Raw genomic sequence first — 14853 nt, 5'->3', positions numbered from 1 at the left:
TTTAACATGTGGGTCAGCCTCTTTTATCACATTATGTGATTGTCCGTTTAACTATAGAATTAGAATTTGAAAATAGTTATGGTCTTTTGTAATTGGAATACAGCATTTTTCATCGCTTCTGTATCTTCGGCCATTTGCTGAATAGAAGTAATCTGTTCATTCATGGATGCGGACACTTCTTGCGTTCCTGCAGCAGATTGTTCCGTGATAGCAGATATATTCTGGATGGATGAAGAAATACCGTGTGCAGCTACCAGCATGGCTTCGCTTTCCTTGGTGAATTCAGCAATTTGCTCGCTGATATATTGTACACTTTGGACAATCTGTTGAAAAATTTCTTCCGATTCCTTGATCATCTCGCTTTGCTGGCGAACTACTTCTTCATTAATCTTGATGTTCAACCCAGCTTGCTTTACATCATTGTCGATACTGCGGACCAGATTGAAAACTTCTTTCGTAGCAGAGGTAGACTCCTCTGCCAGTTTGCGAACTTCTTGTGCAACTACCGCAAAGCCGGCCCCGTGCTCACCAGCTCTGGCAGCTTCGATGGATGCGTTTAGAGATAGTAGGTTCGTCTGTTCGGCAATCTCTGAGATTGTCGCAGTAATTTTAGTAATACCCTTTGCGTTTATGGCGAGTGTTGCGATGGAACTGGATACCTTCTCCGTAGCTTCAATATTCCTCTGCATACCTTCAGCTTGCAGGGACACGGATTCACGGCCCTTTTCTACTAGCTTCAGTGTATCAATAGAACGATGGTTCATTTCTTGCGTAGAGTTCGTATAATTCGTTACTTTCTCTTCAATATCGCGGATAGAATCGGTCATACCGCTAACATCTTCGGAGATTTCATTGGAACCAAGCGCCAATTCATTTGACGATATGGCAACTTGTGTCATAACACCGATTAGATTCTGATTCTTCTCAGATATACCACGGCTAGAATCCATAACTTTGCGGGTAATATCAGATGTTTCTTGTAGAATCTTACGCAGCTTGTCCACCATACTGTTGAAGGAGAGGGTAAGGCTGTCCATATTATTAGACTCTGCGATTTTGCTTGTGAAATCACCTTTTGCAATTTTAGCGGAAGCATTGGAAATTTCGGTAAAAGTATCCGTTAATGCTGTTTTGAAATAATTGGAAATAGGGTAGGTAAGCGCTGCCAATAAAACGATAAGTATTATTCCGATTAGGGCTTTACCTGCGAGAATAAATGCTATCAGCGTAGGTATTGCAAATAACGCAGCAATTAGGTAACAGGCAGTTGTGATCTTCTGAGAAAAGGGTAGTTTGTTAAACCATGACATAGGTATTAGGACCTCCCTGAGATATTGGATATGTATACCATGATTATAGCATTGAGAGACAAAAGGGGATACACTGTTTTTTTGTAATAAGTATTTATACCTAATAAGAACGATTTTGGACTAGTAAATGCTCCTCTTAAAAATTAAAATATATGTGAAATATATAAAACACACGAAAACTATGGAAGGAGAAAATAATTATGCCTTTAGGAAAGCTGCATGTCAAAGGTACAGGACTGTATGATGAGCAAGGCGAAAGGGTACAATTGCGGGGGATTAGCTCACATGGACTTCAATGGTATCCTCATTACGTTAACAAGGAAACGATCCAGTGGTTGCGTGATGATTGGAATATCAACGTGTACAGGGTTGCGCTGTATACAGGGGAGAACGGATATATCGAGCACCCTGAGCTTAAGAACGAGGTTAAAGAAGCTGTAGAGGCTTCCATTGAACTTGGGCTATATGTAATCATTGACTGGCACATTCTATCAGACAATGATCCCAACTTACATAAAGAAGAAGCCATGGTCTTTTTCGCCGAGATGGCCCAATTGTACGCAGGATATCCAAACATCATATACGAAATTTGTAACGAGCCTAATGGAGTCAACGTGACTTGGAATGATGTGATTAGGCCCTATGCAGAGGAACTTATTCCGGTCATTAGACAGTACGATAAAGACAATATAATTTTGGTAGGCACGGGTACATGGAGCCAAGATGTTCATCATGCAGCGGATCACCCACTTGCGGAGGATAATATTATGTATGTCGCTCACTTTTACGCTGGAACCCATGGTCAGGAGCTCCGCGATAAGATCATGTATGCGCTTGATAAGGGGGCAGCGATTTTTGTAAGTGAATGGGGCACTACACTAGCATCCGGTGATGGAGGAGTATTTACGCAAGAGTCTGATGTGTGGTTGAACTTTCTAAATGAGAAGGGGATTAGTTGGATCAATTGGAATTTGTCCGACCGTATTGAGGATTCGGCAGTATTATTGCCTGGAGCTGCATCACAAGGGAACTGGAGCGATCAAGATCTGACACCCTCTGGTAAATATGTACGATCCAAGCTTCGTGAGAGCATGTAACAGAAACGCTATCATTACTAAATGAAAGGTTTGATAATTATATATAGTTCATATGGAACCCTCTGTACGGAAGTTTACGAACTTAGTAAACCAGTCGGTTATTCTACTGGCGATGTCGAATATTACAAAGAGAGACTGACTGGACGTGAGGGAAAGACGCTTGAGGTAGGATGTGGTACTGGTAGAGTGCTGGTGCCATTATTGGAATCTGGGATTGCAATCGAAGGAATTGATTATTCTGATGCCATGCTTGAATCTTGTCGTAATCAGTGCCATGAACGAGGATTATCCACCGTATTATATCATGGCAATATGCAGGATTTTTCACTCGATGAAATGTACGCTGACATTATTATTCCGGCGGGATCTTTTCAATTAATAGAAAACAGAAGGGAAGCCGTTCAAGCTCTACAAAATTTTTATAACCATTTACAATTTGGTGGACGGTTAACGCTTGATTTATTTCTTGATGTCGAGCTTGAGGTAGGAAAGGTGTCTATGCGGACATGGGAAATTCCGCCTCGTGAGGTCATTACGTTAGAGAGTCGACTCATTGAACTAGATTTTCTTAAGCAAAGAACAGTCTCTCTATTGAAATACGAGAAATGGAGCGAGGGGAATCTACTTCAGTCGGAGTTACAGAGGTTTCCACTTTGCTGGTACGGAATTCACGAATTTAAACTACTTCTTGAAAGTATTGGATACACAGAGGTCTCTATCAGCGCAGATTATTCATATGGAACTGCCCCAACGCATGCCGGTGGGATCATGACTTTTGAAGCAACAAAACGATAATCGGAATTATCGAAGAGTGGTATGTTCAGCATGATCTGAACTAACACAGGGAACCCCAGTTCCACTACCATCGATCGGTAGGGACTGGGGTTCCCTGTGTTAAGAAGTTTATTTACAATTTAGCGGTTGAGAGTTAACCAAGCACAACATGGACGTTATGAGTTCCGCCGTCACCAACAGGAGTAATAATGTTGCCTTCTACCAATACCCCGTCTATTGTAATACTCTTGATACCTTTAGATACATGATCAGGATTACTTACCTTGATCACGTAAGTATCGCCACGGAATACACGAGTAATTTCAAACCCATCCCACGCAGTAGGGATACATGGATCCACTTTGAGACCAGCAAAGTCTGCTTGCACCCCAAGAATGGATTGAGTAATGGCGACATAGTTCCAAGCGGCGGTACCTGTCAGCCATGAATTCTTCGCTTCCCCATGATTAACAGCATCTTTACCTGCGATCATTTGCGAATAGACGTAAGGCTCCGTCCGGTGAATTTCACTGATATCTTCCAAGTACGCAGGAGCGATTTTAGCATAGATATCAAACGCTCTATCTCCATGTCCAAGCACAGTTTCTGCAATCATGATCCATGGGTTATTGTGGCAGAAGATACCGGCATTCTCTTTGTATCCTGGTGGATACGTCGAAATTTCCCCAAGGTTTAAATAATATTTCGAATAAGGAGGCTGTTGCAGTACGATACCGTATTTTGTGTCAAGATGCTCTTCCACTGCAGTGAGTGCCTTTTGAGCTTCTCCGTTCTCCACACCGATACCAGCCATAACGCAAATACCTTGCGGTTCGATGAAGATTTGACCTTCTTCGTTTTCTTTGCTACCGATCTTATCGCCGTAATGATCATAGGCACGTAGGAACCAGTCTCCATCGAAACCATGTGTCAGTGTGATATCACGCATGTTGTCAATCTTATCTTCCGCATCAGTAGCAACATCATCAAGTCCACGCATCCGGCAAATTTCAGCATAGTCTGGGCCAACGAAGACAAACAGTCCTGCAATAAAGACAGACTCTGCCACACGACCTTCAATGTTTGCAGTTGTTTGGAAAGACTCTCCCGGTTCTTTGGAGAAGCAGTTCAGGTTCAGACAGTCATTCCAATCTGCCCGACCAATCAATGGCAAACCATGAGGTCCCAGGTTGTTAGTCACATGTTCAAATGAGCGCTTCAAATGTTCGAACAGGGTAGCCGTGTTATCTGGATTACTGTCGAACGGTACTTGTTCATCTAGAATGCTGGTATCACCTGTTTCTTTAATATAAGCAGATGTACCAAGGATGAGCCAGAGCGGATCATCGTTAAAGCCGGTTCCGACTTCATTATTACCCTTTTTCGTTAGCGGTTGATACTGGTGATAGGCACTACCGTCTTCGAACTGTGTTGCGGCGATGTCAAGAATACGTTCTTTCGCACGCTCTGGAATTTGATGTACGAATCCAAGCAGATCCTGATTGGAATCTCGGAAGCCCATACCGCGCCCAATACCGGACTCGAAGTAAGAAGCTGAACGAGACATATTGAAAGTGACCATGCATTGATACGGATTCCAGATATTGACCATCCGATTCAGCTTGTCATCTCCACTTTGAATCTGATACTTGGATAGGAGGTTATCCCAGTGAGCCGCTAGATCGGCGAGGGCAGCATCAACTTGGTCGTCAGTAGCGAACTTCTCAATCATCGCTAATGCTGGTTTCTTGTTGACAACGTTAAGGGATTCCCATTTGTCATCTTCTTCGTTCTCGATATAGCCAAGTACAAATATGAAACTTTGTTCTTCACCCGGTTCCAGCGTAATGTTCAGGGCGTGAGAGCCAATAGGGGACCATCCGCTAGCTACAGAATTGGTTGCTTCTCCGGCAGCTACAGCTTGTGGGTTGTCGAGTCCATTGTACATACCGACGAATGATTCACGGTCAGTATCAAAACCGTTGATAGGTTTGTTTACGGAATAAAAAGCATAATGATTTCTACGTTCGCGATATTCTGTTTTGTGATAAATAACGGAATCCTTCACTTCAACTTCCCCAGTGCTGAGATTGCGTTGGAAGTTGGTCATATCATCTTGCGCGTTCCACAGGCAGAACTCGGCAAAAGAGAAGAGTTTAACTGATTTCGATTCACTTCCAGTATTTTTAACGACGAGACGATGAACTTCTGCATTATGGCCAAGTGGCACAAAGGCCAATTGATTCACGGAAATCCCATTCCGTTCGCCAGTAATGGAGGTATATCCAAGACCATGACGACATTCGTAGAAATCGAGATCCCGTTTAACTGGCATCCAGCCAGGGGTCCAGAAATCACCATTATCGTAGAGATAGTAGTAACGACCGCCTGAATCTAAAGGAATATTATTATAGCGGTAACGTGTCAATCTGCGAAGTCGTGCATCTCTGTAGAAAGTGTACCCACCGGCCGTATTGGAGATCAGACCGAAAAATTGCTCGTTACCTAAATAGTTAATCCAAGGGTAAGGTGTCTTAGGGGTGTTAATAACATACTCTTTGCGAACGTCATCAAATGTACCAAATTTCATGGATAATAACTCTCCTTCCGTTTGTGAACGCGCGTTTATTTTGTTGCAAAAAATATACCTCTAACGAGGGGCCCGCATATTATATGGCGGGCGTCTTACAGGAATCCCTAACCACGAGACGAGTTGGAAAGCTAGCAGTACTGAAGGCAGACTGTCCAGACTGACATAGCTCAATGATTTTCTCGACCGCTGCTTTGGACATGTCATCAATTGGCAGTCGCACTGTGGTTAATTTCGGGCTGACATGAGAAGCAAGCAGTGCATCATCGAACCCAACGATGGAAATATCATCTGGAACGTGAACCCCATGTTCCATCAAGGCTTCCATAGCTGATACAGCCATCGCATCATTTGAACAGAATAGGGCTGTTGGTAATTTCCCAGAGTGCAGTAGATTCAAGACTTCACGATAAGCGCTTTCTTTCAGAAAGTCGCCGGCCAGAACGAAGTTATCCAGAATAGGGAGACCGTGCTTCATCATAGTGCTCTCATAAGCTAAATACCGCTCGCGTCCTGAGAATGTGCTCATTCGTCCCTTGATGATACCAATTTCGCGGTGACCTAGCTTGATCAAATACTCGATGGCTTCGACAGTACCTTCGTAGTCCCTAGAGTTAATGATCGACAAATGATTCTTATCGAGACGCTCCGCTATGATCTCGGTTATGTCATAGTCGATAAGTACCAATGGAGCGCCATGTCCCACCATATCAGACACGAAATTGATGTCTTTCTGCGTACCAACTAGAATGCCTCCGTCAATTCGCTTCTGCAAAAACGCCTGTTTTACCTTTTGGAAATCACCCGGTGAATAAATCGTATGAATCAGTACGTAGAATCCTTGGGCGTTCGCTGTATCGACGACGAGGTCGACAATAGGGGCGAAATAGCTGTTCTGGTAAATCCGGCTTGCGTCTGCATTTTCATTCATACTGATGGCGAACAAACCAATGGTGTCTGTACTTTTACCTGCTAACGCTCTAGCGAAGCTATTCGGTTCGTAATGGTGTTGCTCAATAACCTTAAGCACCTTATCCCGGGTAGCGGCTGGAACATTAGGGTAGTTGTTGATAACGCGGGATACCGTACTACGGGACACCCCGGCTAACTTAGCAATATCTTCGCTGCGCATGGTAGTCCTTCTTTCTATAAACGCGCGTTTATACCAGTATAATAGATGATGTAGTTCAATAAATCAATCACATATTTTCAGGGGAAAATAAATTATCCCAAAGCCAACTTTGGCTTTGGGATAGAAGGGATATATAAGATATTATTTCATATTCTCCAAATATCGCTGTGTGAATAGGAGAACATTATCCATTTTCTTCGGATCTACACGAACCGTAATGATCATGTTCTTATTGTTAATTGGAAGTTGGTTGGTTAGAGTGCTGTTAGTTACATCCACACCGTAAACATGATCCGAAGTGTCATCTTCTGTACGAGCTATAATTGCTGCGCCTGGAGGTAATAACGGCTTTAGGACGCCTTCGGCTTCCACATCGAGATGCTGTAAGGCACCGCTGTTGCTTAGCCATTCAAAGGAAGGCTTGTCCATAATATAAATATCTGGATCCTCAGTAGCCAACATAGCCATTGCTTTCTGTTGAAAGGCTAAGTCAGACTGACCGCCACTTTCACTAGAGGGAAGGTAGGTCAGTGTAACCTCCACCCGTTTGAATTCGGGAAATTGCGTTAGGAAGGCTTGCTCTAGCTCCTCCGTTTTCCCGCTGGAATCATTCGTCATAAAGTTACCAACATAAAGTATGGATAAATCGACTGGAGGAAGCGCCGCAAGTCTTTTTTGTTCTTCTCGGTGATCAATGAATGCATTTATTCCAAAAATAAGAACGATAATTGCTACTAGGCTAATGATGACACGAGCTTTATATATCCGGAAGAAATCATCTACTTTCTCAGCAGGACCAGCAAATTTACCCCATTTTCGATAACGCTCTCGATTCTTATCCTCTATGATTAATCGATCCTCATATTCAACAATTTGTTTATAGGCTTTGAGTTTTATGGTGTATTCACTTTCTTCTCCATCTTTCAAATTCGTCGTAGATTGGCGGTTTTTAGATTTTCTTAATTCGATTTCAAAGGCCTTCTCCACATCCGCTCTGGAAGCGTTCTCGGGAAGTCCCAGGGTTTCGTATGCCTGTTTCAAATTATCCATTATTATTCTCCTCTAGGTTCATTTCAGTATGTAATTTTATTATATAGAAAGTATTGCTTACATTCATTATACTGTGTAATTAGTAGTAAAGGAAATTTGTAATAAAAAGATAGAAAGGGGGCCAAGGGGCACAAAGCCCCCTGGTGATTAGGATTCTATCCTGATTATTTTGTTCGGCGCATGAAGAGGGTCACGTCCTTCCAATATCCAGAATCTAATGGGCTGATTTGGACTCCTGGATCTCCCCAAGTATGGATAAAATTTCCGTCGCCGATATAGATTCCGACATGACCGGGTATTTTGTCACTTTCGAATCGACCTTTAACTGTGAAGAAGATAAGATCTCCCGGAACTAGTTCGCTTCGATTTACTGGGGTACCTTCTTTGGCCTGTTCTCTCGCAAGTCTTGGGAGACTGCTGCCAAAGCGCTTGAACACATGTTGGGTGAAAGAGGAGCAATCAAATGTTTTAGATTTTTCATAAGGATCCGCTCCAAATTCATAGGGAACCCCCATAAATTTTTTGGCGTAAGTAACAAGTTCATTCCGGTTCTCAGCAATACCTAGAATACCGTATTTTTGCTCTGTTTGCTGTGGGGTATCTTCTACTTTACTATAATTATTGATTGGTAAGATCTGTAGTGAGTTTGTCCAGGAATCGACCCGAACCTGGGTTTGGAGTAGCTCAGATAGTGATTTCGCGGTGAGGTATACCTGACCATTCTGCACTATTGGGGCTTGAGATAATGTGATAGTGCGTCCATTAGAAATGGCGGAATTTTGACCGGGTTGTACCTGAAACATAACATCCGAAAACCCTATTTTTATCGAGTCTTTAGTTTCTTTCTGCCGGAGTCCCAAACTCTCGACTACTTGCTGAAGGGGAATCCAGGCCGTGTGACCGGTATTGGTCAGAATTTCAGTTGGAATCACGGTAATGGGCTTCTTATTTGTCGATTGGATACTCGGTTCATAAGGATCACGAGAATGGTCACGAATATCATACTGAGATTGAGATGACTGATTACTGCAGGCCACTAAAGCTATGAGTAGCGCTCCAGTTAACAAACGGGGAAATAACAATCTAATTCCTGAGCTATGCATTCTAAGCTTGCACTCCATTCTAAGAGGTTTAGTTACGGCCTAGAAAAACCGCATTATTTGAAGTATGCAAAACTTGCTGATTTTTATGTATGGGGAGCAAATATAATCGCTTTATCCGCAGGAACTCCCTTCGGCAAAGGCGGTAAAAGGAGTATGCAGCATGAGAGGCATCGTAAAAATGAGGCTTTTTAACAAACGTCGAAAAACTTCTCAACAGCGTAGGCATTTGACGATTGCAACTTTAGAAGGTGTTCCTTCAGTTATCTTTCAAACATTGCTCGGGGGACAATTTCTTACAGGATTTTTACTGTATTTAGGAGCTAACTCAGAGCAAATAGGTTTTGTGCTAGCGATCACAACATTTGTGAATATAGCTCAGCTAGCCGTTGCGTTTCTCATTCAGAGACTGAATAGCCGAAAATGGCCGCTCGTCTTTTTTGTTGGAATGCATAGGTTATTGTGGGGATTTACAGGACTAGTCCCTTTTCTTTTCTCGCAGGATAAGTGGGTACAAGCGTTTATTGTTTTTTATGTCGCAGCGTTTCTGTTCAATACAGTGGGAGCGGTGCTCTGGAACTCAACGATCAGTGATATGGTCCCACCTAAGGTTAGGGGGCGATATTTCGGAATTAGGAATACGATGCTTAACGCTCTCGGTACGTTGTTCATGTTCTTGGGGGGAATGATTCTAGATCATTATCCCGGTAGTCAAGGATTTCTGTATCTGTATATAATTATTTGGATTTGCATCACAGCGAATATCATTGTGTTCTTCTTCTATCCGGATATCCCATTTGAGCGTTCGACTGAGAGTAAATTTATACCCATGCTTAAGAAGCCACTTCGTGACTCGTCTTTTATGAAGCCGACGTTGTTTCTAGCTAGTTTTCTATTTCTACAAAATTTGGTTGTTCCTTTATATTCTTATGTCATGCTGGAACTGCTACATATTAACTATCAGACGATCTCATTGATCAATGTGACGCAGACGGTGTTTATGATGGCAAGTTTTTATGTGTGGGGTAACCTCAATGCTAGATATAGCAACAGGCGACTGTTGTTCTGGACACTACCCGTGATTGCGACTTCTATCTTATTATGGGGAACGTTATCGATATTTCCGTTACTTCCGATACTATTTACAGCTCAGATGATATTTGGAGTGGGTGTTGGCGGGTTTAACCAGCTTGCCTTTAATTTTATGATCGGTGACACACCAAAATCGGAGAGGCCGATGTATACGGCGATGTATTCTGCTATAACTGGGGTTGCTTCCTTCTTCGGACCTTTAATAGGTGGTAAGGTATATGGATGGATTGATCATTGGCCAAATTGGACTCAAATATATGGAATGCAGCTAGTGGTTGGTATTATTATGATTCTATTAATGATGAGTTTGGGACGACGTATTTTGCGTGATACATGAGATTGTTATATGTAAAGTAAGGTGAATTAAGAGATTGCCTATTACTCTAAGTGAGTGATATGGTACTTATTAAGCAACTATTGAAGGGAGAGTTTAGTTAGATGACAGACAATAAGGCTTATCAAGGATCTTTTCAAGGGGAGCAAGCAGTATGGTTACAATTTGGAAAATATGAAGCAGCTATTTTACCCGAAATCGGTGGGAATTTGATTGCATTTCGTGATCTTGAAAGCGGTTATAATTTTCTTCGTGAACCGGCAGAAGGCCAGATTGAAGACTTTAAGAGCAACCCTGGAATTTATGGTATTCCGGTGCTGTTCCCACCGAATCGCTATGAAGATGGAAAATTTCCATGGCGCGGTGAAGTGTATCAACTGCCAGTGAACGAGGAAGCTACGGGGAATCATTTACACGGCTTTCTACATACAACACCTTGGCTAGTAGAGGATTTCGGGACAACTCCATTTGAAAGTTATGTTACCGTCAAAGCTGTAGTAGATGAGAAACATGAATCTTTTAAATATCTGCCATTCAAGTTTACGATAAGATTGAAATACACACTCAGTGAGAACGGACTATCGCAGCATTTGTTTGTGCGTAATGAAGGTACGAATGAGATGCCTTGCTTACTAGCCTTCCATACTGCTATAAATGCACCTTTCGCACCAAATGGGGTGGCAGGAGACTATCTAGTGAAGGCGACCATTGGAGAGCGTTGGGAGTTAAATGAGCGCATGTTACCGACAGGTAAATTCCAGCCTTTGAGTGAAGAGGAGAAGGCGCTCCAAGGTGAAGGTGTGAATCCATTCTTTGCTCCATTGGATAATCATTATACGGTGGCACCACAGAACGGTAGAAATCTGATGGAATTACGAGATACAAAACATGGAGTAACTCTTGTCTATGACGTGGGTACTTCTTATAAGCAATGGATGATCTGGAACAATGGGGCGACGGAAGGCTTCTTCTGTCCTGAACCACAAATCAATTTGGTGAACGCACCAAAGGTGGATCTTCCAGCTGATGAGATCGGGTTGTTCAGTTTGGCTCCAGGCGAAATATGGGAAGAAACAGCTCGTATATATGTAAAATAGGGAATTGCATTCATAATATAGCGGATATGCAGAAACAGCAGCCTAGGAAGTCGATTGACTTCCCGGGCTGCTGTTTCTTTCCCGAAAATTTAAGCTGGAGTGTGGGATTAATGAATCCTAGATGCTAAAGCTCGATTGGTCCCTGGAAGTAGTCGTTTGACTCCCTCGATGTTGCGTCTGGAGACGTTAATTGTCTTAATCCCGTGGTACTCATCTCTAAACAGTAGAACATTGTCTTGAACAGCATGAACCTTAAATAAATTGACATAACAGTTCGTGCTAATTCGGTAAAACGAGGAGTCAGAGATTAGTTTGGATGTTTGTTCGGCGGATAATCTCTTTTTTAAACTATAATTCCTGCCATGAAAGCAAACAAGTCCACGAACCCCAATCTTGAAGAAATACGTATCATGTGGATCGAGATCCTCATAAACGTTTTGCTCCTCTACTACGGTATTCATCATTCCAAAATCCCCCTTCAGATGATTAATGGAAGCGCTTGCAGTATACCATATTTTTGATTGCTTGGGTAGGGGGTTGTTAAAAATTTAAATTTATTTGTAAATAGACAAGCTGGACTTTTGAGTGAAAATAGAGAAAAATAGAAGGATGAAACACCATAACACCAACGTTTAAAGGAGGAATATGCTTTGTCTGAACAACATCAACGTCTATTATTGTTTGTGGGCTCTTATGCGGAAGAAGCGGATCCCGGAATATATGTGTATGAATTAAATCAGTCCAGTGGAGAGTTGACTCTTCTTGATCAAGTATCTGGAATGAAGAACCCAACTTTCGTTAATGTGGACGGTCCGAACCGGAAACTCTATTCCATTGCAGAGACGAAAAATATGGAAGGGGAGAGAATAGGGGAAGTGATCTCCTTCGAGATTGATCCTACTCTAGGAAGTCTGACTGAATGTAACCGGTCATTGACCCTAAAACCCTCAACTTCTCATATACAAAGAGACAGAGAAGACAAATATCTAATATTGTCCGGTTACCATGGTGGTAATGTAGGTCTCGTTAAGCTAAATGATGAAGAAACAGTTGGTCAGTTGACGGATGAGAAGTTACATACAGGTCATGGGGCAGACTCGGTAAGACAAGACCGACCACATCCTCATTCGACACTGTGTAGTCCAGATAACCGATTTGTATTGGTATCCGATCTAGGCCTAGATATCATCAAAATTTATAGGCTTGATCAGGATAAAGATCAATTGATTTACCACGGAGAAACGCATACTCCGCCAGGATGTGGTCCTCGTCATTTGGCGTTCCACCCGAACGGACGTCTGCTATATTCCATCAACGAAGTGAATTCAAGCATTACGGCCTTCTCATATGATGCAGAGGCGGGTCAGCTAACAGAGATAGAGACGGTGTCAACTTTACCAACAGATTTCCTGGATGAGAATACGACAGCGGAAATTGCTATTTCTAAAGATGGATTATTTCTGTATGGCTCAAATCGTGGTCATGATAGTATCGTCTTGTTTACTATTAATCCGGATACCGGACAACTGACGTATGTAGAGCATGTGTCTACAGAGGGGGGACATCCCCGTCATTTCGCGTTAACACCAGACGGTAGTTATTTAATTGTGGCTAATCGGGATTCAAACGGGCTGAACCTTTTTAAAGTGGACCCGCTGCAAGGAAGATTAAGTTATACAGGTCAAACAGCGCATGTATCTAAACCTGTATGCGTACAGCCTGTCCTATTTAATTTGTAAAATGAAGTGTATGGAATATAAATTTAGAACACCCCTCTCCATGATCAGAAATGGATAGGGGTGTTTTGGATTGTTATAGGCTATAAATGATTATTCCTGTTCCTTGAACAGTCCGGATTTCCTTATACCTTCCCATAGTTGCTGGAATTGAGGGATGTCAAGCTGCTGAGCTGCATCTGAGAGGGCTGTTTGTGGATCTGGATGGACTTCGACCATCACACCGTCTGCTCCTGCCGCCAATGCTGCCTTTGCACAAGGTAGTAGGATATCCTTGCGACCCGTTGAATGACTGACATCGACAAGCACCGGCAAATGAGTCTCTTGCTTCAGCAGTGGTACGGCAGAAATGTCGAGTGTATTACGCGTCCATTTCTCGTAAGTACGAATGCCGCGTTCGATCAGCATGACATTAGTGTTGCCTTTAACAGCAATATATTCTGCTGCGTGAACGAATTCCTCCAAGGTAGCGGCGATCCCTCGTTTAAGTAACACTGGAATTTTCGCTTCTCCTGCAGCCTTAAGCAATTCGAAGTTTTGCATGTTTCTAGCACCGATTTGAATGATATCGATATACTGTTCGGCTAGCTCCATATGTGCAGGATGGACAATCTCACTGATCGTTGCCAATCCGAATTCATCGGCTACTTCCTTAAGCATACGGAGTCCTTCGACACCAAGCCCTTGGAAATCATAGGGGGATGTTCTTGGCTTGAAGGCGCCGCCCCGCATAATTTTCACTCCTGCATCTTTCAATACGGAGGCAACGCTTCGCAATTGCTCATATGATTCCACAGAGCACGGACCCGCGATCATCACTTGAGCGCTCCCGCCGATTAGGCAGTCTTGCACTTTGATCACGGTATTATCGGGTTGATTCTTGCGACTAACGATTAGTAACTTCTTGTGGTCTTCTTCCTGCAAATGGAGAGAGGCTTTAAAGATTTCTTTGAAGATATGTTTGATCTCTGCATCTTTAAATGGCCCGTTATTTTGACTAGTCAATTCCTCTAGCATGGCCCGTTCGCGCACCGGATCAAATTTCGGCACACCTTGCTTTTCTTTAATTTCGCCGATGTTACGTACGATTTCAGCGCGTTCATTTAACAGCTTCAGTAATTCCTTGTTAATTCCACCTAGTTTGACACGTAACTCTTCTAAATGATCCTTCATTTTTCTCTCTCCTTTAGTGTAGGAATAAGTACATTTCAATCAAATTAAACAGAAAAGGCCGCCTATCAAGGGACGGAATAATTCCGCGGTACCACCCTCGTTAGACAACCTTTAAGTTTCTCAGCTTAGACACAGATAACGGTGTGTGACCGGACTTCCCTACGTAACCACAGACAGTGGCATTTCAGGAGTCAACTCGGGAGTGAACTTCAGTTGGTACGATTCATGCGGTGTGCTCTCAATCTATGGCACCACCGTCCCTGTAAAGAACGCATCCACTTACTCTCTCCGTCATTGTCATTTGATTTATACGAAATTATATGCTGCACTTTACCAATTGGCAAGAACTTACATCTCAGTTATGCAAC

11 protein-coding genes and 1 pseudogene are annotated in these 14853 nt (G+C 42.7%); 5 read left to right on the top strand and 7 right to left on the bottom strand.

Going from position 1 to position 14853, the window contains the following annotated elements; translation table 11 throughout:
* Positions 1-59: 59 nt before the first annotated feature.
* A complete protein-coding gene (locus tag EJP82_RS09785; RefSeq protein WP_127191868.1) occupies positions 60-1310 on the bottom strand; it encodes a methyl-accepting chemotaxis protein in 1251 nt (416 codons plus the stop codon).
* A gap of 209 nt (positions 1311-1519) precedes the next feature.
* On the opposite strand from EJP82_RS09785, the pseudogene EJP82_RS09780 reads away from it, so the two are divergent.
* Positions 1520-2398, top strand: a pseudogene (locus tag EJP82_RS09780) (glycoside hydrolase family 5 protein); the annotation flags it as partial.
* Positions 2399-2446: 48 nt separating this feature from the next.
* Positions 2447-3202: a class I SAM-dependent methyltransferase gene (locus EJP82_RS09775; protein WP_127191943.1), complete on the top strand. Its 756-nt coding sequence runs from the start codon at positions 2447-2449 to the stop codon at positions 3200-3202.
* Positions 3203-3335: 133 nt separating this feature from the next.
* Here the strand turns inward: EJP82_RS09775 and EJP82_RS09770 are convergent, their stop codons facing one another.
* The 4 genes from EJP82_RS09770 to EJP82_RS09755 form a co-directional block, all read right to left on the bottom strand.
* Positions 3336-5771, bottom strand: a complete 2436-nt coding sequence (locus EJP82_RS09770; RefSeq protein WP_127191866.1) for a glycoside hydrolase family 94 protein — start codon at positions 5769-5771, stop codon at positions 3336-3338.
* Between the two features lie 79 nt (positions 5772-5850).
* Positions 5851-6903 (bottom strand): LacI family DNA-binding transcriptional regulator, encoded by a 1053-nt coding sequence (locus tag EJP82_RS09765; protein WP_127191865.1) that lies wholly within the window; start codon positions 6901-6903, stop codon positions 5851-5853.
* Between the two features lie 141 nt (positions 6904-7044).
* Positions 7045-7953 (bottom strand): molecular chaperone DnaJ, encoded by a 909-nt coding sequence (locus EJP82_RS09760; RefSeq protein WP_127191864.1) that lies wholly within the window; start codon positions 7951-7953, stop codon positions 7045-7047.
* Positions 7954-8117: 164 nt separating this feature from the next.
* A complete protein-coding gene (locus EJP82_RS09755) occupies positions 8118-9056 on the bottom strand; it encodes a C40 family peptidase (RefSeq protein ID WP_127191863.1) in 939 nt (312 codons plus the stop codon).
* 160 nt (positions 9057-9216) lie between these two features.
* Here EJP82_RS09755 and EJP82_RS09750 point away from each other — a divergent pair, with 160 nt between their 5' ends.
* Together EJP82_RS09750 and EJP82_RS09745 are read left to right on the top strand one after the other, a co-directional pair.
* Positions 9217-10482, top strand: a complete 1266-nt coding sequence (locus EJP82_RS09750) for an MFS transporter (RefSeq protein ID WP_127191862.1) — start codon at positions 9217-9219, stop codon at positions 10480-10482.
* Between the two features lie 101 nt (positions 10483-10583).
* A complete protein-coding gene (locus tag EJP82_RS09745; RefSeq protein WP_127191861.1) occupies positions 10584-11576 on the top strand; it encodes an aldose 1-epimerase in 993 nt (330 codons plus the stop codon).
* 107 nt (positions 11577-11683) lie between these two features.
* Here EJP82_RS09745 and EJP82_RS09740 read toward each other — a convergent pair whose 3' ends face one another.
* A complete protein-coding gene (locus tag EJP82_RS09740; RefSeq protein ID WP_127191860.1) occupies positions 11684-12040 on the bottom strand; it encodes a LytTR family transcriptional regulator DNA-binding domain-containing protein in 357 nt (118 codons plus the stop codon).
* A 186-nt stretch (positions 12041-12226) separates the two neighbouring features.
* Here EJP82_RS09740 and EJP82_RS09735 point away from each other — a divergent pair, with 186 nt between their 5' ends.
* Positions 12227-13315, top strand: coding sequence for a lactonase family protein (locus EJP82_RS09735; protein ID WP_127191859.1), 1089 nt, complete (start codon positions 12227-12229; stop codon positions 13313-13315).
* Between the two features lie 90 nt (positions 13316-13405).
* On the opposite strand, the gene EJP82_RS09730 is transcribed toward EJP82_RS09735, so the two are convergent.
* Complete coding sequence (locus EJP82_RS09730; protein ID WP_127191858.1) at positions 13406-14485, bottom strand: bifunctional 3-deoxy-7-phosphoheptulonate synthase/chorismate mutase; 1080 nt, start codon at positions 14483-14485, stop codon at positions 13406-13408.
* Positions 14486-14853: the final 368 nt, after the last annotated feature.

The sequence above is a fragment of the Paenibacillus anaericanus genome, assembly GCF_003994475.1.
Taxonomy (GTDB): Bacteria; Bacillota; Bacilli; order Paenibacillales; family Paenibacillaceae; genus Fontibacillus; species Fontibacillus anaericanus.
This window is presented reverse-complemented; position numbering and strand designations above follow the sequence as displayed.